Source organism: Lacinutrix venerupis, assembly GCF_001971745.1.
Taxonomy (GTDB): domain Bacteria; phylum Bacteroidota; class Bacteroidia; order Flavobacteriales; family Flavobacteriaceae; genus Lacinutrix; species Lacinutrix venerupis.
Genome location: NZ_CP019352.1, coordinates 1,225,261 through 1,247,583, shown reverse-complemented (window position 1 = coordinate 1,247,583; position 22,323 = coordinate 1,225,261). Strand labels below are relative to the sequence as shown.

17 protein-coding genes are annotated in these 22,323 nt (G+C 32.1%); 9 read left to right on the top strand and 8 right to left on the bottom strand.

Annotation, left to right across the window (positions count from 1 at the left end):
• Positions 1 to 23 precede the first annotated feature (23 nt).
• The 8 genes from BWR22_RS14465 to BWR22_RS05590 form a co-directional block, all read right to left on the bottom strand.
• Entirely contained in the window at positions 24 to 1,220 is a 1,197-nt protein-coding gene (locus BWR22_RS14465; RefSeq protein WP_076732436.1) for a YHYH protein, read from the bottom strand.
• A gap of 52 nt (positions 1,221 to 1,272) precedes the next feature.
• Complete coding sequence (locus tag BWR22_RS05620; RefSeq protein WP_076732435.1) at positions 1,273 to 1,815, bottom strand: hypothetical protein; 543 nt, start codon at positions 1,813 to 1,815, stop codon at positions 1,273 to 1,275.
• A 72-nt stretch (positions 1,816 to 1,887) separates the two neighbouring features.
• Positions 1,888 to 2,637 (bottom strand): hypothetical protein, encoded by a 750-nt coding sequence (locus tag BWR22_RS05615; RefSeq protein ID WP_076734374.1) that lies wholly within the window; start codon positions 2,635 to 2,637, stop codon positions 1,888 to 1,890.
• 87 nt (positions 2,638 to 2,724) lie between these two features.
• Positions 2,725 to 4,179 (bottom strand): CotH kinase family protein, encoded by a 1,455-nt coding sequence (locus BWR22_RS05610; RefSeq protein ID WP_076732434.1) that lies wholly within the window; start codon positions 4,177 to 4,179, stop codon positions 2,725 to 2,727.
• A gap of 38 nt (positions 4,180 to 4,217) precedes the next feature.
• Entirely contained in the window at positions 4,218 to 4,502 is a 285-nt protein-coding gene (locus BWR22_RS05605) for an EF-hand domain-containing protein (protein WP_076732433.1), read from the bottom strand.
• Positions 4,503 to 4,652: 150 nt separating this feature from the next.
• Complete coding sequence (locus tag BWR22_RS05600; RefSeq protein WP_076732432.1) at positions 4,653 to 5,129, bottom strand: hypothetical protein; 477 nt, start codon at positions 5,127 to 5,129, stop codon at positions 4,653 to 4,655.
• 3 nt (positions 5,130 to 5,132) lie between these two features.
• The gene (locus tag BWR22_RS05595) at positions 5,133 to 5,453 is read right to left on the bottom strand and encodes a hypothetical protein (RefSeq protein ID WP_076732431.1); all 321 of its coding nucleotides are present in this window, start codon (positions 5,451 to 5,453) and stop codon (positions 5,133 to 5,135) included.
• A gap of 42 nt (positions 5,454 to 5,495) precedes the next feature.
• Positions 5,496 to 6,074, bottom strand: a complete 579-nt coding sequence (locus BWR22_RS05590) for an RNA polymerase sigma factor (protein WP_076732430.1) — start codon at positions 6,072 to 6,074, stop codon at positions 5,496 to 5,498.
• Between the two features lie 209 nt (positions 6,075 to 6,283).
• Here BWR22_RS05590 and BWR22_RS05585 point away from each other — a divergent pair, with 209 nt between their 5' ends.
• From BWR22_RS05585 to BWR22_RS05545, 9 genes are all read left to right on the top strand, one after another.
• Positions 6,284 to 7,504: an RsmB/NOP family class I SAM-dependent RNA methyltransferase gene (locus tag BWR22_RS05585; protein WP_076732429.1), complete on the top strand. Its 1,221-nt coding sequence runs from the start codon at positions 6,284 to 6,286 to the stop codon at positions 7,502 to 7,504.
• Positions 7,505 to 7,514: 10 nt separating this feature from the next.
• Complete coding sequence (locus tag BWR22_RS05580; protein WP_076732428.1) at positions 7,515 to 9,374, top strand: endonuclease; 1,860 nt, start codon at positions 7,515 to 7,517, stop codon at positions 9,372 to 9,374.
• A 163-nt stretch (positions 9,375 to 9,537) separates the two neighbouring features.
• On the top strand, positions 9,538 to 13,200 hold the full coding sequence (gene purL / locus BWR22_RS05575) for a phosphoribosylformylglycinamidine synthase (protein ID WP_076732427.1): 3,663 nt from the start codon (positions 9,538 to 9,540) through the stop codon (positions 13,198 to 13,200).
• A gap of 167 nt (positions 13,201 to 13,367) precedes the next feature.
• Positions 13,368 to 14,171 carry a helix-turn-helix domain-containing protein gene (locus BWR22_RS05570; RefSeq protein WP_076732426.1) on the top strand — a complete coding sequence of 268 codons (804 nt, stop codon included), beginning with the start codon at positions 13,368 to 13,370 and terminating at the stop codon, positions 14,169 to 14,171.
• A gap of 260 nt (positions 14,172 to 14,431) precedes the next feature.
• Positions 14,432 to 16,204 (top strand): AMP-dependent synthetase/ligase, encoded by a 1,773-nt coding sequence (locus BWR22_RS05565; RefSeq protein ID WP_076732425.1) that lies wholly within the window; start codon positions 14,432 to 14,434, stop codon positions 16,202 to 16,204.
• Positions 16,205 to 16,316: 112 nt separating this feature from the next.
• On the top strand, positions 16,317 to 16,766 hold the full coding sequence (locus tag BWR22_RS05560; RefSeq protein WP_076732424.1) for a MarR family winged helix-turn-helix transcriptional regulator: 450 nt from the start codon (positions 16,317 to 16,319) through the stop codon (positions 16,764 to 16,766).
• A 4-nt stretch (positions 16,767 to 16,770) separates the two neighbouring features.
• Positions 16,771 to 19,179 (top strand): 3-hydroxyacyl-CoA dehydrogenase/enoyl-CoA hydratase family protein, encoded by a 2,409-nt coding sequence (locus tag BWR22_RS05555; protein ID WP_076732423.1) that lies wholly within the window; start codon positions 16,771 to 16,773, stop codon positions 19,177 to 19,179.
• A 7-nt stretch (positions 19,180 to 19,186) separates the two neighbouring features.
• On the top strand, positions 19,187 to 20,380 hold the full coding sequence (locus BWR22_RS05550) for an acetyl-CoA C-acyltransferase (protein ID WP_076732422.1): 1,194 nt from the start codon (positions 19,187 to 19,189) through the stop codon (positions 20,378 to 20,380).
• Between the two features lie 28 nt (positions 20,381 to 20,408).
• Positions 20,409 to 22,217: an acyl-CoA dehydrogenase family protein gene (locus BWR22_RS05545; protein ID WP_076732421.1), complete on the top strand. Its 1,809-nt coding sequence runs from the start codon at positions 20,409 to 20,411 to the stop codon at positions 22,215 to 22,217.
• Positions 22,218 to 22,323 lie beyond the last annotated feature (106 nt).

Sequence of the window (22,323 nt, the reverse complement as noted above, 5' to 3'; positions counted from 1 at the left end):
TTGCTTGTCTTATTTTTTATGTTTTATCCTTCAACAGACATAGAGCCAGAAACACCATGTAAACAACCTAAAACTTGATTACTTCCAGCATCTCCCGCATGATAATGATAACCTCTTACATCATCATAATGTCCATTACAATTATCTAAATCGTTGTATGTTTTTCCACTACTATCTTTGTGTGCATAAATTCCGAAACCATCCATTGCGTAGCCAACCATTGGCGCATGAGTATCTTTTTGGGTTACCTCTTTTGTTTTACCAGTCGCTGCATGATAATGATAGCCTCCATGCGGATTTACATGACCTCCAGCATCATCTAAAGGTGCCAATGTATGTGCTTCAAGAATGGCATGTGTTGGTGCTGGTGCATCGAAATTTACACCGTTAAAAGCAATACCAATACCATTTCTTCCTAATGGATTTGAGTTTTCTAAATACAACGGTTTTACTGGAATATAAAATGTAGATACTTTTTCTTTGTAGTAATCTGGCAAACATTCTACACAGTAGTTGTTATATTCCTCATCAACATCTGGTTTAGCTGCACCTTCACATTCTTCTTGTGTTTTAGTTACTTTTACAGAACCATCTTCGCGAAATAAAGCCCATTCTTCGTCACTATAAAATTCTTTAAGATTTGCAATAAAATGGCCATCTACATCATACACTTTACCTTCTTTAAACCAAATACCACCTTTATCTTTCCCATCATTTATATGAGTTGGACACCATGGTCCCATATCATGTTCTTGCGGTCTTGAAGATGTTTTTATAACATAACACATTGCCTTTATACCGTTTTCTAATGTGCGTTCTTCTTTTGTTATTTCTGCAAGCAAACTTTCTTTTATAAAAAGTGAAGGATCTACATTTATAGTTACATCAAAATCTTTTTGAACATTATTCTTATTACTTATATTTTTGTCTCTTGGTCCTCTTCTCTCTGGTTTTGGAGCATTTTCTATTTCTTTTTTTGAAAGAAAACCATCACTATTTGTGTCTATTTTAGAAAAATCTTCTTTTAATGGTCCATTAACTTCGACTTGAGATAATTTACCATCGCTGTTCGTATCCATTTGTTTTAATAATTCTGCTACTCCTGGACCTTGGTCTTGTTTATTAGTAATTTCGCTTTCTTTTGTTTCTTGCTTACAGCATAGTAAAGCTAAAGGAATTGTAATGAATAATACTTTTCTTAAAATTTTTGGATGTTTCATATTCCTATGGTTTAAAGAGTTAAGTCTATAATTTAAAAAAAGTTACACATTATTAGTCTTTTTTCTTTCTTTTTCTCCCACTATCATCCTCATTATTAGCATAAAAAGCCTCTAATTCCTCCAAATCTAGCTCACCATCTTGATTTACATCTATTTTACTAAAATCTTTAATTAATTGACGATTATCTTTTGCTGCTACCTCTAATTCATTTAATGTTTCATCACCATTATCATCTATTTGTTTTATTAATTTTTTAGGCGCTATTTTTTTTGGTTTTTTTCTAGAACTTCGGCTATTTAATGAGTCACTTAGTTCGTCTATATCTATAAAACCATCATCGTTACTATCTATCTCTTCAAAATCTTGAGATATTTTACCTCTTTGGTCTTGAGAGGCTTCTTCTGCTGAGATTTTATTATCGTTATCTGTATCTAATTTTGAAAATATTTCTGATGCATCTGGCTGACTTCCTCTTTGTTGGCCTCTTCCGCCTCCTTGTCCTCTCCCGCCACTTGGAGGTCCTTGAGCGTAAACACTTGAAGTTAATAATATTGTAAATACAATTAATACGGCTTTTAAATAATTATTTTTCATTTTAAATTGGGTTTGGTTTATTTTTTTAGATGTGTTCTCACATAAAAACTTGCGTTTAGTTTTTAATATTTTCTAAGCACCTAATTCTGCATTTAATTTAGAGCTTATTATTTTAGTTTTATCTCTTAAACCTATGCTATTTTCTAATTGTATTTCTGTTTGTATTAAACGATCTACAAGTGCATTTTGATAAGCTCTACTATTTAACAAGTTTATATAATTAGATTGTGCAACAGAGATATTAGAAGTTTTAAAACCTATATCTCGATTAGAAACAATATCTAACAAAGAGATATGCTCTTCTATTTCTGGTTTTAAACGATTAGTTATTATATTTTCTATTACAGCTTCTTGACTTTTAAAATTATCTAATTCGTTTGGGTAGGAAGCAATTAAATCTTTTAATAAAACACTTTGAATAAACTCAAACTTATTAGTGCTATTTATAGAGTTTATTGCTCCATCATGTAATTGTGTAATTCTATAATTAACTAAAACAATATCACTTTTTAAATCTTCTGAAATCTCCTCTGGCTGCAAGCCTATATTTCTTATAGTATTACTTATCGATTTTATATTTTCTGTGTATCTATATATTGAAGAATCTAATATTTTTAAATTAGAATCTAATTCTTCATTTAAACTTTGGTAAATTTTTAATTCTACAATTTTGTTTTTTCTAATTTCATTTAAATCGTTAATTTTCCAAGCGATTAAAATACCAATTACAATAAGAACAATTTCTCCAAAAGCATATAATAGATAATTTCTTGTTTTACCCGATTGAATTAAAGTTCTTCTAATTTTTCTAAATATTCTCATAACTTTATAATTAATATTTTTTTTTAATGAAAAAGACTCCATGACTTTTACATCATGAAGCCTTTAACCACTACCAACCAAAAAAAACTAATCTAAATAATTATTTACTGCTGTTGCTCTTGATGCCACATGTGAGTTTAACTCGTTAACAGCGTTTTGAAAATCTGAACTGTTATTTAAAAATGTATAACCATCTACCTCTGAAATTGCATAAGGTTGCACCATAGAAGCATAAGTTGAATAAGTAGATTGCATTGTGCTAGTATTAAAAGCTCCATCTACAACCTCCTGTACATAATTATTATATATTGTTTTGTACACCAAATCTTGGTATAAGTAACCTATTAATGGCCACTCTTCTGCATTTAAGCCAGAAAAATCTAACGGAAGCGATCCTTCCATATTTCCTGTTTGTAGAGATTCATTATTATCCCAAGGAATCCACGTTAATTTATTAGTATCTGGATTGTTATATAAATAATAATTATGTGTCATTCTTCCATAAGTATCCCAGTTTTGAATTACTGTATTTACAGCCAAATATTTTAAAAATACATCTGTATCTAAAACGGCATCTAAATTAGCTCTCCATGTTGCAGCATCTGTTAATCTTGTTCCATCATGTAAAACAGATAAAAGGTTAGCAACATCACTAAAGTCTGCTTCATCTTCATTTGTTTTCTTTACATATTCAGATTCATTATATGTTCCTTCTGCAAAACTCGCCGCATCTCCATCTGGTTTATATAAATTACCGTCATTATCTGAGAATTGTTCGTCTAAAACAGTATCATCTACCTCTTCAACCATTGTATAAACTCCAAAATATTCTGGTCCATTACCATGATCTACATAAAGTGCATAAATTGCTGCATGAGAAGACACTAATCCTGCATTTCTAAAAATATCTGTTGCTACTTTCTCTCTTAACATGGACTTATCGTTAAAATTATTTTTTAAACTTAATTTTTTAAATCCATAAAAACGTTGATTATCAATTTGTGGATAATCGTCTTCAAACTCATCAAAATCTAATTTAAACGATAGTTTCAAGATGCCATTTTGCCAACTTGTTTGCAAACTTGAATTTCCCTTAAAGCGTACACCAACTCTATACCATTCTTTATCTTGATAAAATACTTCGGCAGGAACAAAAATAGGATCTTCATCTACTTCTGTTGTTCCTACAGGTACACCTCCGGGACCGCCACCTGGACCTCCCGCTCCTGCTCCAAATGGACCATAAAGATTCGTCATATCGTCTAACATGCTTTCCCAACGCGATTCTGTTATAACTATGTCTAGCCTTTTTACTTCTGTATCACTAAAAACTTCTTCAAAATTTGGATCTGCATCATTACTATGCGTTTCTGTAGTCCAATCTGCAGGTTCAAAATCTGAATCATCAACATCTTCTTCTACTGCTTCGCTAACAACTTGAGCAATATCATCGTCACTACTACAAGCATTTATGCTTATTATTGAAGCTGAAAATATTAATGCTACAAATAATAGCTTTGTGGTTTTTTTTATACTTTTCATCCTATTTTAGTTTTTAGCATTTTCATTTAATACAGCGCTTATTTTCTTTCTCTTCTTTTAGGTTTTGGAGCTTTTTTAAATTCTTCTTCAGAAATAAAACCGTCTTCATCTGTATCAATTTCAGAAAAACCTTCTTTTAAAGGCCCTTTTACTTCTGTTTTTGAAAGTAAACCATCCTCATCTTTATCCATCTCTTTTATTAGCTCGCTAAATGTTGGAGGTTTTTTTTCTTGTCTTTTTTCAGATTGACCAAATGAACTATTTGAAATTAATACTGCTATTCCAAATGTTAATACTACTGTTTTAAACGTGTTATTATTCATAATCTAATTTTTTAAAATTGTTTTGTTATATAAGTTTAGATGATGTAATTGAAAATAACTTGTGCTTTATTTTGTTAAATAAAACACAAAAAAAAAGACCTTATTTTATAAAGGTCTTTTTTAAAATTATAAAGAATATTAATATTATTTTTAAGGTCTTTCAGGCCTTTCTCCTCGACCTGATCCTTCGGGTCCATTGCCATTAAAACGTCTAGCTTTTTTTAAAATATCGCTAAATCGTTTTTTTTGATTTTCGTCACAAATCTCATAAATGCCTCGAAGCTTATTAAAAAGTTCTTTTTCTTTTAATAAATCTGCTTTAGAAATTTCAATTATTAAACTATCAACTTTATTTCTATCTATTGTAGGTGCTGTAATTTTTGTGAATAACTTGTCTTTATTTACTTTAATACCATCTCCAATTTTTTGCATTGTAAAATGATGATTTTCTTCTAGTTGCTTAAATTTTTCTAGTTGAGAAGCATCAAAATTTAATTCTTTTACAATAAAAGCACTTGACTCTTTTACTCCTTTATGCTGCGGCCTTCCTAAATAATTGAATAGAAAAAAACCATTCATTATTATTAATACAATAAGCAGCACATATAAAACTGTATTTTTTTTCATTTTTTAAAAATTGAAAATTGATGATTCTTGTTCTCCAGCAATTCCATAATCTGAAGCAAAACTTGAAATTGATGATTCGTATTCAGAATTATTTATTTCTTTAATGGCATAAAAATTAACCAATACAACACATACTAAGGTAGCTAGTTGTAATTGTGGTGTAAACCAGCTCCAAAATAATGGTGTAACTTTTTCTTCTTTTTCAGCAAATAAAAGCTGCATGGTTTTATCCTTAAAAAAAGGTGGTGCTTTTACAGTGTCCATTGTATCAAATACTTCTAAAGTCTTTGTTACCTTTTCTTCTATATTCATATTTGTTTTCATAATCTATATTTTTTTAGATGCACAAGCGTAAAAAAACTTGCGCTATCTATTATTTTCATAAAAATTTTCTAATACCTTCTGTAAGTTTTTTTTAGACCTAAACATTAAAGACTCTACAGACGATAAACTTTTATCTACAATTTCACTTATTTCATTATAACTTTTACCATCTATTTTATGCAACGTAAAAACAATACGCTGTGCATCTGGCAATTGGTTTATAGCAGCAAATAACACCTTGCTAGTTTCTTTGTTTTCTAAAACTATTCCAGGATGGTTCATCTCTGTAAAATAGTTTGTCATATCAACAGGAATTGCATTTCCTGTTATAGACTGTAAAAAAGCAAAACGCTTTTTAGTGTTTTTTTTACGTATAAATTCTAAACATTTATTAGTAGTTACTTTATAAATCCATGTAGATAGTTTAGACTGCCCTTTAAATTTATGTATAGAATTAAATACTTCAACAAAAACCTCTTGCGCAATATCTTCGGCATCCTCTGTATTTGGCACAAAAGAGATACAAGTAGCATATACCTTTTGCTGGTAGTCATCTAAAAGCTTACTGTACGCCTGCTCGCTTTTGCTCTTTAGCGCTTCTATAAATTTGGTTTCAGTCAAAAATTAAATTTTATTGTAATATAATTTAGATGCAGTTTTTAATTAAAACTTGCGGGAAATTTTAAATAATTTTGAAAAGATAGCATTTTACTGTTAACAAATAAACATCTCACCTTATTTATACCAAATTATTCTATATAAAACCGTACCTTTGCACGCCGAATTACGAGTCATAATAAGTTGATTTATAATTCAATTAAATACAAAAAATGAGATTACATAGAAATTTATGCTTTGCCACAGTTGATGGATTATTACTAATCTTTAACGAAGGCAATTATGCCGATAAAGTTGTACAACAACTACTTAAACGCGACAAACGTTGGGGAAGTAGAGATAGAGGTTTTGTTGCCGAAACCACTTACGATATTGTACGATGGAAACGTTTATATGCTGAAATTGCAAACGTAAAAGAACCTTTTTCTAGAGACGATATCTGGCGTTTATTTGCTGTTTGGGCAACTTTAAAAGGTATAAAATTACCAGATTGGAAGTACTTTGAAAACACACCTACAAGAAAAATTAAAGGTCGTTTTGATGAGCTTTCTCAAATTAGAAAAATTAAAGAATCGTTTCCAGATTGGATAGATGAGTTAGCCGAAAAAGAATTAGGTGAAACCGTATGGAACAAAGAAGCTGCTGCACTTAACGAACAAGCAGATGTTATTTTAAGAGCAAATACGCTTAAAACTACAAAAGAAAAATTAAAATCAGAATTATTTGATTTAGATTTTGATACCGAAGAAATTAAAGGTTATCTAGACGCTTTAAAACTTAAAGAAAGAGCTAATGTTTTTACTACAGAAGCCTTTAAAAAAGGATGGTTTGAAGTACAAGATGCATCATCTCAATTAGTCGCAGAGTTTCTTGATGTAAAACCAGGCATAAAAGTTGTAGATACTTGTGCAGGTGCAGGTGGTAAAACATTACACATTGCTGCTTTAATGGAAAATAAAGGTCAAGTAATTGCTATGGATATTTATGAAAATAAATTAAGAGAACTAAAACGACGTGCAAAACGTGCAGGTGCTCATAACATAGAAATGAGAACCATAGACTCTACAAAGCCAATTAAAAAACTTTACGATAAAGCAGATCGTGTACTTATAGATGCACCATGTTCTGGTTTAGGAGTTTTACGTAGAAATCCAGATGCAAAATGGAAACTTGAAGCTTCATTTTTAGAAAGAATTAAAACCACACAACGCGAAATTTTAAGTAGCTACTCTAGAATGGTAAAACCTGGAGGAAAACTGGTTTATGCAACATGTTCTATATTACCATCAGAAAACCAAGAACAAGTTAAACATTTTTTAACATCAGAATCTGGAAAAGAGTTTACTTTTGTTAAAGAGAAAAAAATACTATCGCACGAATCTGGTTTCGACGGATTTTACATGGCATTATTAGAAAGAAAAAACACAAAATAATCTTATTTTCATGAAACATATTTACTTAACTATATCTTTTTTATTAGTAACTTTTATAGGGTTTGCGCAAATTCCTGCAAATTATTATGATAGTGCTAATGGTTTAGATGGATATACTTTAAAAACAGAATTAAAAAATATTATAACTTCTGGACACACCGACCAAGGTTATGGAGGACTATGGATTGCTTACCAGACCACAGATATCGATAATACAAACCAGTATGATAATGATGGTTTTATATTAGATATTTATTCTGAAGATCCAGATAACCCAGAACCTACATATCTAAATTTTACATACGGTTCAGACCAATGTGGAAGTTACAACAGCGAAGGTGATTGCTACAATAGAGAGCATCTTGTACCACAATCTAGTTTTGGTGAAGCTTCACCAATGAAAAACGATGTACACCATGTCTATCCTACAGATGGATACGTTAATGGTGGACGCGGTAGCTTTCCTTTTGGCATAGCCGCTTCTGGAGGAACTACTTATACAAACGGATCTAAAAGAGGTAGTAGCTTAGTTTCTGGTTACTCAGGAACAGTTTTTGAACCTATTGATGAATTTAAAGGAGATATTGCAAGAGCATTACTATATTTTGCTACTCGATACGAAAACAATGTAGACAATTATACTAGTTTCGATATGTTTAACGGTTCTAATGACCAAGTTTTTCAAGATTGGGCAATAGATTTATTATTAGATTGGCACTATAATGTTGATCCGGTTAGTCAAAAAGAAATTGATAGAAATAACGCAGCTTATAACTTTCAAGGTAATGCAAATCCGTTTGTAGATCATCCAGAATATGCTAATTTAATTTGGAATCCAAATCCAGATATACAAGCACCAACAGTGCCAACAAATTTAACAGCATCTAATCCTACATCTAATTCTGTAGATTTAAGCTGGACAGCATCTACAGATAATGTAGCAGTTACAAGTTATGATATTTATGTAGATGGAACATTTTATGTTTCTACAAACTCAAATTCAACAGCTTTTACAGTTACAGGTTTATCTCCAGAAACAAATTATACATTTACAGTTTTAGCAAATGATGATTCTGGAAACGCATCAACGCAAAGTGCTTCTGCCAATGAAACTACATTAGCAGGAAGCTCTAGTGCAAATGATTTATTCTTTTCAGAATATATTGAGGGTTCTAGCTTTAATAAAGCCTTAGAAATTGCGAACTTTACTGGAAGCACAATAGATCTTTCAAACTATACTATTCTTCGAGATGGAAATGGTAGTGGCACTTGGGATTCAGGTATAACACTATCTGGATCGCTTGCAAGTGGACAAGTATATGTTATTGCTAACGCATCAATAGACGCTTCATGTCAAGGTTCAACTACAATCGATCTTTCGATACCACAAAGTAATACTCCTACTAACTATAATGGTAATGATCCTATCGGACTTTTTAATAATGGAACCTTAATAGATATTATAGGAACTTTTGGTGGTGGATCTTCAAATTTTGCCCAAAACACCACTTTAGTTAGAAAAAATAATATTGATAGCGGAAATACTTCTTTCAATATTAACGAATGGGATCAATTCCCATCAGATACCTGTACATACTTAGGATCTCATTCTACAACATTAAGCGTAAATGAAATAAACCTTTCAGAATTTAAAATATACCCAAACCCAATTAAAGGAAATCTTTTAAATATTGAAGTAAAACAAAACACTCGTTTTGAAATTTATGATATTTTAGGAAAGAAAATTTTAAAAGGAAATGTAACACCAACAAATAGTAAAGTAAGTGTTTCAACATTAAATAAAGGTGTTTATATTTTAAAACTTAATACACCTAACGGAAGTATAACTAAGAAATTAATTAAAAGTTAATTTTTAAAAACATATAGTTTTAAAAGCGATTCAATAAGAATCGCTTTTTTTTTGGTTAATAACCACGTGAATAACTATAAAATTTAGATGCATTTTTACTAAAACTATTCCGCTAAAAAAACTAAATTTGTGCTTTTAAAAACAACTTCAAACTAATTATATAATGATTCATTTCTTCGGAAACCAAAACAGTAAAGTTTTTGCTGTTCAAGCAACAAAAGAATTATCAACCCAAACCGTTTCAAAATTGACATGGTTATTTGGCAACCAGCCAAAAATAGAACAAGCATCATTGGATGCTTTTTTTGTTGGACCAAGAGCAGCAATGATAACGCCTTGGAGTACAAATGCTGTTGAGATTACTCAAAATATGGGTATTGAAGGTATCATTAGAATTGAAGAATTTATTGCTTCAAATAAAGATTTCAAGGATTACGATCCTATGATTTCAGAAAAATATAACGGTTTAAATCAAGAATCGTTTACTATTGAAATTAAACCAGAATCTATTCTTAACATCGAAGATATTTCGGCATACAACCAACAAGAAGGTTTAGCTTTAAACGATGAAGAGATTGAATATTTAGAAGGTGTTTCAAAAAAAATAGGAAGACCATTAACAGACTCTGAAGTTTTTGGATTTTCTCAAGTAAACTCAGAACACTGTCGCCATAAAATTTTCAATGGTACTTTTATTATAGATGGAGAAGAAAAAGAAACTTCTCTTTTTAAATTAATAAAAGAAACCTCAAAGCAACATCCTAACGAAATTGTTTCGGCATATAAAGATAATGTAGCTTTTATTAAAGGTCCAAAAGTAGAGCAATTTGCGCCTAAAACTGCAGATAAACCAGATTTTTATGAAACAAAAGATTTCGATTCTGTAATATCTTTAAAAGCAGAAACACATAATTTCCCTACAACTGTAGAGCCTTTTAACGGAGCTGCAACAGGTTCTGGTGGAGAAATAAGAGATAGATTAGCTGGTGGAAAAGGATCTTTGCCTTTAGCAGGAACTGCTGTTTACATGACATCGTATTCTCGTTTAGAGGAAAACAGACCTTGGGAACAAAAAATGGAAGCTAGAGATTGGTTATACCAAACGCCTGTAGATATTTTAATAAAAGCAAGTAATGGCGCTTCAGACTTTGGAAACAAATTTGGCCAGCCATTAATTTGCGGTTCAGTATTAACATTCGAGCACGAGCAAGATGCAAGAAAACTTGGTTTCGATAAAGTTATTATGCAAGCCGGTGGAATTGGTTATGGTAAAGCAGAACAAGCCATAAAAGCTACGCCAGAAGCCGGAGATAAAATTGTAATTCTTGGCGGTGAAAATTACCGAATTGGTATGGGTGGCGCAGCTGTATCAAGTGCAGACACTGGAGAATTTGCTTCTGGTATCGAGCTTAATGCGGTACAACGTTCTAATCCGGAAATGCAAAAAAGAGCAGCAAATGCAGTACGTGGCATGGTAGAAAGCGATGAGAATTATATTGTTTCTATTCACGATCATGGTGCTGGCGGACACTTAAATTGTTTAAGCGAACTTGTAGAAGATACTGGTGGAAATATAGATTTAGATAAACTTCCTGTTGGCGACCCAACATTATCTGCAAAAGAAATTATTGGTAACGAGTCTCAAGAACGCATGGGACTAGTTATTGCAGAAAAACACTTAGAAACTTTAAACAAAATAGCAGATCGTGAACGTTCGCCAATGTACACTGTTGGTGATGTTACTGGAGAACACCGTTTTACTTTCGAGTCTAAAACCAAAGGAGACAAACCTATGGATTTAGCTCTTGAAGACATGTTTGGAAGTTCGCCAAAAACAATAATGAACGATGTTACTGTAGATAGAAATTATGGTGGCATTTCATATAATACAGATAATTTTTACAACTATCTAGATCAAGTATTACAATTAGAAGCTGTTGCTTGTAAAGACTGGTTAACAAATAAAGTAGACCGTTGTGTTGGTGGAAAAGTAGCCAAACAACAATGTATTGGACCATTACAAATACCACTAAATAATGTTGGTGTAATGGCTTTAGACTATAAAGGAAAAGAAGGTGTTGCAACCTCTATTGGCCACTCGCCTATTTCAGGATTAATAAATCCTGTAGCAGGAAGTCGTAATAGTATTACAGAGGCTTTAACCAATATTATTTGGGCGCCATTAAAAGATGGTTTACAAAGTGTTTCACTATCTGCAAACTGGATGTGGCCTTGTAAAAATGAAGGTGAAGATGCACGATTATACGAAGCCGTACAAGCCATTTCAGAATATGCAATAGATTTAGGAATCAATGTTCCAACAGGAAAAGATTCGTTATCTATGAAACAAAAATATCCTAACGAAGAGGTTATTTCTCCTGGAACTGTAATTATTTCGGCAGCAGGAAATTGTAATGCAATTTCTAAAGTTGTTGAGCCTTTATTTAAGAAAAATGCTGGAGATATTTATTATATAAATCTATCTCAAGATCATTATAAATTAGGAGGAAGTTCTTTCGCTCAAATTTTAAATAAAGTTGGTAACGATGCGCCAAATGTAAATGATTCTACATTTGTAAAAACAGTATTTAATACCATTCAAAAACTAATTAAAGACGAGCAAATTGTTGCAGGACACGATGTTGCTTCTGGTGGTTTAATTACTACTCTGTTAGAATTATGCTTTGCAGATACTAATATTGGAGCAGAATTGGATATTACAGCTTTAAACCAAAAAGACTCTCATAAAGTATTATTTGCTGAAAATGCAGGTATTGTTTTTCAGTCTAAAGATGCCTCAATAGAAACTGTTTTAAATGAAGCAAATATTGAGTTTTTCAACATAGGAAAAGTTACAGATACAGATGTTTTAAGTATTATTAATAATGCTGAAGTATTTACCATGACTGTATCGCGTTTACGTGATGTTTGGTACAAAACGTCTTTCCTTTTAGACCAAAAACAAACCGCTAATAATCTTGCTGAAGCACGTTATAAAAACTATGCTGTTCAGCCTTTAAAATATACATTCCCAAAACATTTTACTGGAAAACTACCAGTATTTGATGCTAATAAACCAAGACCAAAAGCCGCAATACTACGTGAAAAAGGATCTAACTCTGAACGCGAAATGGCAAATGCAATGTATTTAGCTGGTTTTGATGTTAAAGATGTACACATGACCGATTTAATTTCTGGTCGTGAAGATTTAAAAGACATACAGTTTTTAGGTGCAGTTGGAGGTTTCTCTAACAGTGATGTTTTAGGCTCTGCAAAAGGTTGGGCTGGAGCCATTAAATACAACGAAAAAGCGAATAGAGTTATAAACGACTTCTTTAATAGAGAAGACACGCTTTCGGTTGGTATTTGTAATGGTTGCCAGTTATTTATGGAATTAGATCTTATTAATCCTGAGCACGATGTACATGGAAAAATGATTCATAACGACTCTAAAAAACACGAAAGCTCGTTTACTTCTGTAAAAATTCAAGAAAACAATTCTGTAATGCTTTCTACTTTAAAGGGAACAGAATTAGGTGTTTGGATTTCGCATGGCGAAGGTAAATTTAACTTACCAAAACCCGAAGAGCAATACAATATTGTAGCTAAATATGGTTATGAAGGTTACCCAAACAATCCTAACGGATCTGACTTTAACACCGCAATGCTATGCGATAAAACAGGAAGACATTTAGTAACTATGCCACATATTGAACGTTCTACTTTCCAATGGAATTGGGCAAACTATCCTGAAGGTAGAAAAGACGAAGTGTCACCTTGGTTAGAAGCTTTTGTAAACGCAAGATTATGGATTGAGAATAATTAATACCATTATACATTTTTAACAGTCTCAAGCTATTTTATAAATATAAGACGCTTTAATATGTAATTGATTTCAATTTGAAATATATTAAGCTACAAAAATGCACTAATTTTAATAAGAAAAATCGTATTTTTGTAATGCTACTTAATTGATAAATTACAACCAACCATATGATTTATAAAGCTTACAAGAGTACAGACTCTTGTAATTTAATAGACGAGTTTTTTGAATTAAAAATAACAAAATCCGCATTACCTTTTCAAAGTAAAGTACTTCCTCTTGGCAAGCACTCTATGGCTTATACATATAAAGGTTTACACAAAATTACTGTAGGAGACAAAGTGTTTAATGGAAAAGAACTTATTGTTTCTGGACAAATAAAAAAATCTTATTTATTAAATGTTGATGAAGAAACTCATTGTCAAGGCATATTGCTTCACCCAACAACACTTTATAAATTAACAAAATTAGATGTTTCCACTTTAAATGATAAACACATACCTTTAAGTGTTTTTTCTCAATCACTCCACAACATATTAAATCCATTTTTTGTAAAAAAAATGAATGGTGATAATGCTCTTAAAGCTTTAGAAGATATTATTAAAAAGCAACCACTTACACTAAATAATCACACTAAAAACGTAGATAAAGCCTTAGCTATAATTAATAAAAAGGAAGGGAAAATTTCTATTAATAACCTTTTAGAGCAAATACCAGTTTCTCAAAAAACACTAGAAACCAAATTTAAACTCATGGTAGGTTTAACTCCAAAAAAATATGCTAGACTATATAGGTTTGGTTTGTTAATGAGAAAATGCAATGAAAAAGAATTAAGTTTTAAAGACTTAATAGAAATGTATAATCTTCATGATAGCTCACACTTTTTTAAAGAATTTAGGTATTTTATGAACCAATCTCCAAAATCTTACTATAAAAACGAGAGTGATTTTATAAAAAAGTATTTAAAACCCTAAACATTACGATTTTTTACATTTTTTTTTTAATATAACTGTTTATCTTTACGAAGAATTTATGTAATATTTATTTAATTAAATGAAAGTTAAGGGATTCATTTAAAAATAGTTAGTTATTAAATAAACAAAATTAAAACATAAATTCTTGCTATCAATCTATTAGCTGAGGAGCTGTTTTTAACAGCTCCTTTTTTTTCATACTATTTGAAATGCACTTAAAAATTCATACTTTGCAAGACTTTTAACTTCCAATAAAAAGAATGACAGAAATCACACGCCTTTTCGATTTTCCATATTATCAACTTGAAAAATATAATCTCGAAGCCGCTTTAGTAACTAAATACGACGGTATATGGACTCCTATGTCTACAAAAGAATATGTGGATAAAGCAAACGCGGTTAGTCGTGCTTTACTAAGAATGGGAATTCAAAAAAATGATAAAATTGCTGTAATTTCATCTACTAATAGAACCGAATGGAATATTATGGATATAGGAATTCTGCAATTGGGAGCACAAAATATTCCAATATATCCAACAATTTCATCAGAAGACTATGAGTATGTTTTAAATCATAGTGAATCTATATATTGTTTTGTTAGCGATGAAGAAGTTTTAGCCAAAGTCAATAAAATAAAAGCTAATACAAAACTTAAAGAAGTATACTCTTTTAACCATATTGAAGGTTGTAAACATTACTCAGAATTATTTGAACTTGGTAAGGATGAAAGTAATCAAAACGAAGTGCAAGCAAGAATGGATGCGGTTTCTCCACACGATTTAGCAACCATAATTTATACTTCTGGAACAACAGGTAAACCAAAAGGTGTTATGTTATCTCATAATAATATAACAAGCAATGCTTTAGACGCTTCGGAACGTTTACCATTTATGAATAGTGAAGAAAATAGAATTTTAAGCTTCCTCCCTATTTGTCATGTATTCGAACGTGTACTTATTTATTTGTACCAATACGCAGGAGCTTCAATTTACTTTGCAGAAGGCATCGATAAAATTGGTGATAACGCAAAAGAAATAAAACCTCATTTAATGAGTGTTGTACCTAGGTTACTTGAAAAAGTTTACGATAAAATCATGGCTAAAGCAGAAGAGTTATCTGGTGTAAAAAAAGCACTATTCTTTTGGGCCGTTAATTTAGGTGAGCAATGGCAACCTTATGGAGCCAATGGTGCTTGGTACGAATTTAAACTAAAAATTGCTAATAAACTTATTTTTAGCAAATGGCGTGAAGCACTTGGTGGAGAACTTAATACAATGGTATCTGGTTCTGCAGCTTTACAAGTAAGACTTTCTAGAATATTTTCTGCAGCAGGAATGCAGGTTATGCAAGGCTATGGTTTAACAGAAACATCTCCTGTAATCTCGGTAGAAATGTACCGAAATAATCATTTTAGATTAGGAACCGTTGGTAAACCTATAAAAAATGTTGAAGTAAAAATTGCCGAAGATGGAGAAATACTTGTTAAAGGACCTAACGTAATGTTGGGCTATTATAAAGATCCTGAAAAAACCACAAGTGTAATGACAGGAGACTACTTCCACACAGGAGACAAAGGCGAGATAGATACAGACGGTTTTTTAAAAATTACTGGGCGTAAAAAAGAAATGTTTAAAACCTCTGGTGGAAAATATGTTATACCAACACTTCTAGAAAACGAGTTAAAACAATCTCGTTTTATAGAGCAAGTAATGGTTGTTGGAGAAGGAGAAAAAATGCCAGCAGCTATAATTCAACCTAATTTTGAATTTATAAAAGAATGGATTCAAAAAAAGAAAAAAAACATTGGCACCTCAAACCAAGAGATAGCAGAATCTCAAGAAGTTATAGATAGAATTCAAAAAGAATTAGATATTTGTAACAATCATTTTGGTAAGTGGGAACAAATAAAACGATTCGAACTTACTTCAGAAGTTTGGTCTATAGAATCTGGACATCTTACTCCTACCATGAAAATGAAGCGAAGTGTCATAAAAGAGATTCATCAAAATCTTTACGATAAAATTTACAGATAAATAAAAAAAAGCTCCTTTAATTAGGAGTTTTTCATTTTATAAACAATATTTTCTTAATTTATTATGCATGCATAGTAAATTTTTGTATATTTGAATATCAAAAATTTACTATATGAAAGATGCCACTATAGATTATGTACTTAGGACTACATGGTTAGCGGTAACCAAAATGTATAACGAAGAAGCCGCTAAATTTGATAGCACTATGGCTACAGGTTTTGCCCTACTAAGTATAGATCCTGTAAATGGTACGCCTTCTACTTCTCTTGGTCCAAAAATGGGTATGGAAGCAACTAGCCTTTCGCGTACTTTAAAAAATATGGAAAATAGAGGATTAATAATTAGAAAACCAAATCCTGAAGATGGACGTGGTGTACTTATATTTCTAACCGATTTTGGAAAAGAAAAACGTAATTATTCAAAAGAAAAAGTACTCACTTTTAATGAAACTATTAAAGCAAATGTAACTCAAGAAGAACTCGAAAATTTTCATAGAGTAGCAGAAATCATTAACAATATGATTTCAAACAAAAAAATATACAATCAAAAACAATCTGTTTAATATAATGAGCACACGTAGAATTAAAAAAATAGCAATTATAGGTTCTGGTATCATGGGATCTGGTATTGCATGTCATTTCGCAAACATTGGTGTTGATGTCTTACTATTAGATATTGTACCAAGAGAACTAAATGAAAAAGAAAAAGCTAAAGGCTTAACATTAGAAGACAAAGTGGTAAGAAACCGCTTAGTAAACGATGCCTTAACAGCATCTTTAAAATCTAAACCATCACCAATTTATCATCCATCATTTGCCAATAGAATTACTACTGGTAACTTAGAAGATGACATTGCTAAAGTAGCAGATGTAGATTGGATTATGGAAGTTGTAGTAGAAAGACTTGATATTAAACAACAAGTATTCGAAAAACTAGAAAAGTATAGAACACCAGGAACACTAATTACTTCTAATACTTCTGGTATTCCAATTAAATTTATGAGTGAAGGAAGAAGTGAAGATTTCCAAAAACACTTCTGCGGGACACATTTTTTTAATCCAGCACGTTATTTAAAATTATTTGAAATTATTCCAGGACCAAAAACAGACGCTTCTGTTTTAGAATTCTTAAATGGTTATGGTGAAAAATTCCTAGGAAAAACTTCGGTTATAGCTAAAGATACACCAGCATTTATTGGAAACCGTATTGGTATATTTAGCATTCAAAGTTTATTTCACACAGTTAAAGATTTAGATTTAACAATAGAAGAAGTAGATAAATTATCTGGACCAGTAATAGGTAGACCAAAATCGGCAACCTTCCGTACGGTAGATGTTGTAGGATTAGACACTTTAGTTCACGTAGCAAACGGAATTAGAGAAAACTGTCCAAAAGACGAACGTTTAGAGTTATTTGAATTACCAGATTTCATCAACACCATGATGGAAAACAAATGGCTAGGAAGTAAAACAGGTCAAGGTTTCTACAAAAAACAAGTATCGGCAGATGGTAAAAAAGAAATTTTATCATTAGACCTAAACACATTAGAATATAGATCTGCTCAAAAAGCAAAATTTGCAACCTTAGAACTTACAAAAACGATTGATAAAGTCGCAGATCGTTTTAAAGTATTAATAAAAGGAAAAGATAAAGCAGGAGAATTTTACAGAAAAAGTTTCTCTGCACTATTCGCATACGTTTCAAACCGTATTCCAGAAATTACAGACGAGCTATACAAAATTGACGACGCCATGAAAGCTGGTTTTGGCTGGGAACATGGACCATTCCAAATTTGGGATGCTATAGGTGTTGAAAAAGGTATCGAAATGATGCAAGCTGAAGGTTTAAAACCTGCAGACTGGGTTGCAGATATGTTAGAATCTGGTAGCGATAGCTTCTACTCTATTAAAGATGGAGCAACCTACTTTTACGATATTCCTAAAAAAGTACAACAAAAAATACCAGGACAAGATAGCTTTATCATATTAGATAATATTAGAAAAACTACCGAAGTCTTCAAAAACTCTGGAGTATCTGTACAAGATTTAGGAGATGGTATATTAAACCTAGAATTCCAATCTAAAATGAACACTATTGGTGGCGATGTTTTAGCAGGAATTAATAAAGCCATTGATATGGCAGAAAAAGATTTTGCAGGTTTAGTAGTAGGTAATCAAGGTCCAAATTTCTCTGTAGGAGCAAATATTGGTATGATTTTTATGATGGCTGCAGAACAAGAATACGATGAGCTAAATATGGCAATTAAGTATTTCCAAGACACAATGATGCGTATGCGTTATTCAGCAATACCTACAATTTCTGCACCTCACGGTATGGCTCTTGGTGGTGGCTGTGAAATTTCGTTACATGCAGATAAAATTGTAGCAGCAGCAGAAACTTACATGGGACTTGTAGAGTTTGGTGTTGGCGTTATTCCTGGTGGTGGAGGTTCTAAAGAAATGGCCTTAAGAGCATCAGATACCTTCAAAAAAGGAGATGTACAATTAAATACACTTCAAGAATACTTTTTAACTATTGGTATGGCAAAAGTATCGACTTCAGCCTACGAAGCTTTCGATTTAGGCATCATGCAAGAAGGTAAAGACGTAGTTGTAGTAAATAAAGATCGCCAAATAGCAACAGCAAAAGCACATGCAAAAATAATGGCAGACGCTGGATACACACAACCAGTAAAAAGAAACGATGTATTAGTACTTGGTAAACAAGCATTAGGTATGTTTTTAGTAGGAACAGATTCTATGAAAGACTCTAATTACATTAGTGAGCATGACATGAAAATCGCAAATAAATTAGCTTACGTCATGGCTGGTGGAGATTTATCTGAACCAACTAAAGTAAGCGAACAATATTTATTAGACTTAGAACGTGAAGCATTCCTTTCGCTTTGTACAGAACGTAAAACATTAGAAAGAATTCAACACATGTTAACAAAAGGTAAACCTTTAAGAAACTAAGAAAAAGATGAAAACAGCATATATAGTAAAAGCATATAGAACAGCAGTTGGTAAAGCACCAAAAGGCGTGTTCCGTTTTAAAAGAACAGATGAATTGGCAGCAGAAACCATCAAATATATGATGAAAGAATTGCCAAACTTAGACCCAAAACGCATTGACGATGTTATTGTTGGTAATGCAATGCCAGAAGGTTCTCAAGGATTAAATATGGCACGTTTAATCTCTTTAATGGGATTAGACGTTGTAGATGTTCCTGGAGTTACTGTAAACCGTTTTTGCTCTTCTGGAGTAGAAACTATTGGTATGGCAACAGCAAAAATACAAGCTGGAATGGCAGATTGTATTATTGCTGGTGGAGCAGAAAGTATGAGTAGCGTACCAATGACAGGTTTTAAACCAGAATTAAATTACGATGCCATTGTAAAAGCTGGTCATGAAGATTACTATTGGGGAATGGGAAATACTGCAGAAGCTGTAGCAAAACAATTTAATGTCTCTCGAGAAGACCAAGATGAATTTGCTTACAACTCACACATGAAAGCATTAAGAGCTTTAGCCGAAGACCGTTTTCAAGATCAAATTGTACCTATAGATGTAGAACAAACATATATTGATGCTAACGGTAAAAAAGCAACAAAATCTTATACTGTAACTAAAGACGAAGGTCCACGTGCAGGAACAAACAAAGAAGCACTAGCAAAACTAAGAGCTGTATTTGCTGCTGGAGGAAGTGTAACTGCCGGAAACTCATCGCAAATGAGTGATGGTGCAGCATTTGTAATGGTTATGAGTGAAGACATGGTAAAAGAGTTAGGTCTTGAACCAGTTGCAAGAATGGTAAATTATGCTGCTGCAGGAGTTGAGCCTCGTATCATGGGAATTGGACCAGTAAAAGCAATCCCTAAAGCATTAAAACAAGCTGGTTTAAAACAAGACGATTTAGCACTAATCGAATTAAACGAAGCTTTTGCCTCACAATCTTTAGCAGTAATTCGCGAATTAGACCTTAACCAAGATATTATTAATGTAAATGGTGGAGCCATTGCACTTGGTCACCCATTAGGATGTACTGGAGCAAAACTTTCTGTTCAGCTTTTTGATGAAATGCGTAAGCGCGACATGAAAGGAAAATATGGAGCAGTAACGATGTGTGTTGGTACAGGTCAAGGTGCTTGTGGAATATTCGAATTTTTAAATTAATTAAAAGAACTTAATACAATACTATAAAATGGCAGATACAGAAAAAGATATCCTACGTGGAGGTCAATTCTTAGTAAAAGAAACAAAATGCGAAGATGTTTTTACTCCTGAAGATTTTTCAGAAGAGCAAAACATGATGAAAGAATCCGTAATGGAATTCAACGAACGTGAAATTATTGCTCACAAACCAAGATTTGAAGCTAAAGATTATGCTTTAACTGAAGAAGTTATGCGTAAAGCTGGAGAAATGGGATTTTTAGGCGTGGCCGTACCTGAAGCTTATGGCGGATTAGGAATGGGCTTTGTTTCTACCTGTTTAACTTGTGATTATATTTCTTCTGGTACAGGATCTTTTAGTACTGCTTTTGGAGCGCATACAGGTATTGGTACTATGCCAATTACTTTATATGGAACAGAAGCTCAAAAACAAAAATACGTTCCTAAATTAGCCTCTGGAGAATGGTTTGGTGCTTATTGTTTAACAGAGCCAGGCGCAGGATCTGATGCTAACTCTGGAAAAACTACAGCAGAACTTACAGAAGATGGTAAGTCTTATAAAATTAACGGTCAAAAAATGTGGATCTCAAATGCAGGTTTCTGTAGTGTGATGATTGTTTTTGCTCGTATTGAAGACGATAAAAATATTACTGGTTTTATAGTTGAATACGATCCTGAAAATGCTAATGGTATTACATTAGGTGAAGAAGAACATAAATTAGGTATTCGTGCAAGTTCTACACGTCAGGTATTCTTTAACGACACTACAGTACCTGTAGAGAATATGTTAGCTGGTCGTGGTGAAGGTTTTAAAATTGCCATGAATGCTTTAAACGTTGGACGTATTAAATTAGCTGCTGCTTGTTTAGATTCTCAAAGAAGAATATTAACCACAGGAGTACAATATGCAAACGAAAGAAAACAATTTAAAACACCTATTTCAGACTTTGGTGCAATTAAAGTTAAGTTAGCTCAAATGGCAACTAATGCTTACGCTGGAGAATCTGCAACATATAGAGCTGCTAAAAATATTGAAGATCGTATTGCATTGCGCGAAGCTGCAGGAAATACACATCAAGAAGCAGAGCTTAAAGGTGTAGAAGAATATGCTATTGAGTGCTCTATTTTAAAAGTAGCTGTATCTGAAGATGTTCAAAACTGTGCAGATGAAGGTATCCAAATCTTTGGTGGTATGGGATTCTCAGAAGAAACACCAATGGAAGCCGCATGGAGAGATGCTAGAATTGCTCGTATTTACGAAGGTACAAACGAAATTAACAGAATGCTTTCTGTTGGTATGCTTGTTAAAAAAGCAATGAAAGGTCATGTAGATTTATTAAATCCTGCACAAGCTGTACAACAAGAATTAATGGGTATTCCTTCTTTTGAAACACCTGATTATTCTGAGTTGTTTTCTGAAGAAAAAGCTATGATTGCAAAGCTTAAAAAAGTATTCTTAATGGTTGCTGGAGCTGCTGTTCAAAAATTTGGACCAGATTTAGAAAAACACCAACAGTTATTAATTGCTGCTGCAGATATCTTAATTGAAATCTATATGGCAGAATCTACAATTTTAAGAACTGAGAAAAATGCTAAACGCACAAGTGAAAAAGAACAAGCTGTACAAATTGCAATGTCTAAATTATACTTATACAATGCTGTAAGTATCGTTGAAGGAAAAGGAAAAGAAAGTATTATTTCTTTTGCTGAAGGCGATGAACAACGCATGATGTTAATGGGACTTAAACGTTTTACAAAATATACAAATTACCCTGATATTGTTGATTTACGTAACGAAATCGCGGAAAAAGTAAAAGCAGAAAATAAATACTGTTTTTAATCTAGTTTTAATTTTTTAGTAGAAAAAAAGTCAATACTCATAGAGTATTGGCTTTTTTTATTAACTAAACTTTAGTTTTTATCAAGTGCTTTTAAGTAATCAAAAT

Excerpts from the sequence above, each read along its gene's own strand:
- BWR22_RS05600 (WP_076732432.1), bottom strand. The coding sequence starts at position 5,129 with ATGAAAAAAAATACAGTTTTATATGTGCTGCTTATTGTATTAATAATA.
- BWR22_RS05585 (WP_076732429.1), top strand. The coding sequence starts at position 6,284 with ATGAGATTACATAGAAATTTATGCTTTGCCACAGTTGATGGATTATTA.
- BWR22_RS05615 (WP_076734374.1), bottom strand. The coding sequence starts at position 2,637 with ATGAGAATATTTAGAAAAATTAGAAGAACTTTAATTCAATCGGGTAAA.
- BWR22_RS05570 (WP_076732426.1), top strand. The coding sequence starts at position 13,368 with ATGATTTATAAAGCTTACAAGAGTACAGACTCTTGTAATTTAATAGAC.
- BWR22_RS05610 (WP_076732434.1), bottom strand. The coding sequence starts at position 4,179 with ATGAAAAGTATAAAAAAAACCACAAAGCTATTATTTGTAGCATTAATA.
- BWR22_RS14465 (WP_076732436.1), bottom strand. The coding sequence starts at position 1,220 with ATGAAACATCCAAAAATTTTAAGAAAAGTATTATTCATTACAATTCCT.
- BWR22_RS05605 (WP_076732433.1), bottom strand. The coding sequence starts at position 4,502 with ATGAATAATAACACGTTTAAAACAGTAGTATTAACATTTGGAATAGCA.
- BWR22_RS05545 (WP_076732421.1), top strand. The coding sequence starts at position 20,409 with ATGGCAGATACAGAAAAAGATATCCTACGTGGAGGTCAATTCTTAGTA.
- BWR22_RS05580 (WP_076732428.1), top strand. The coding sequence starts at position 7,515 with ATGAAACATATTTACTTAACTATATCTTTTTTATTAGTAACTTTTATA.
- BWR22_RS05550 (WP_076732422.1), top strand. The coding sequence starts at position 19,187 with ATGAAAACAGCATATATAGTAAAAGCATATAGAACAGCAGTTGGTAAA.
- BWR22_RS05595 (WP_076732431.1), bottom strand. The coding sequence starts at position 5,453 with ATGAAAACAAATATGAATATAGAAGAAAAGGTAACAAAGACTTTAGAA.
- BWR22_RS05565 (WP_076732425.1), top strand. The coding sequence starts at position 14,432 with ATGACAGAAATCACACGCCTTTTCGATTTTCCATATTATCAACTTGAA.
- BWR22_RS05620 (WP_076732435.1), bottom strand. The coding sequence starts at position 1,815 with ATGAAAAATAATTATTTAAAAGCCGTATTAATTGTATTTACAATATTA.
- BWR22_RS05560 (WP_076732424.1), top strand. The coding sequence starts at position 16,317 with ATGAAAGATGCCACTATAGATTATGTACTTAGGACTACATGGTTAGCG.
- purL (WP_076732427.1), top strand. The coding sequence starts at position 9,538 with ATGATTCATTTCTTCGGAAACCAAAACAGTAAAGTTTTTGCTGTTCAA.
- BWR22_RS05555 (WP_076732423.1), top strand. The coding sequence starts at position 16,771 with ATGAGCACACGTAGAATTAAAAAAATAGCAATTATAGGTTCTGGTATC.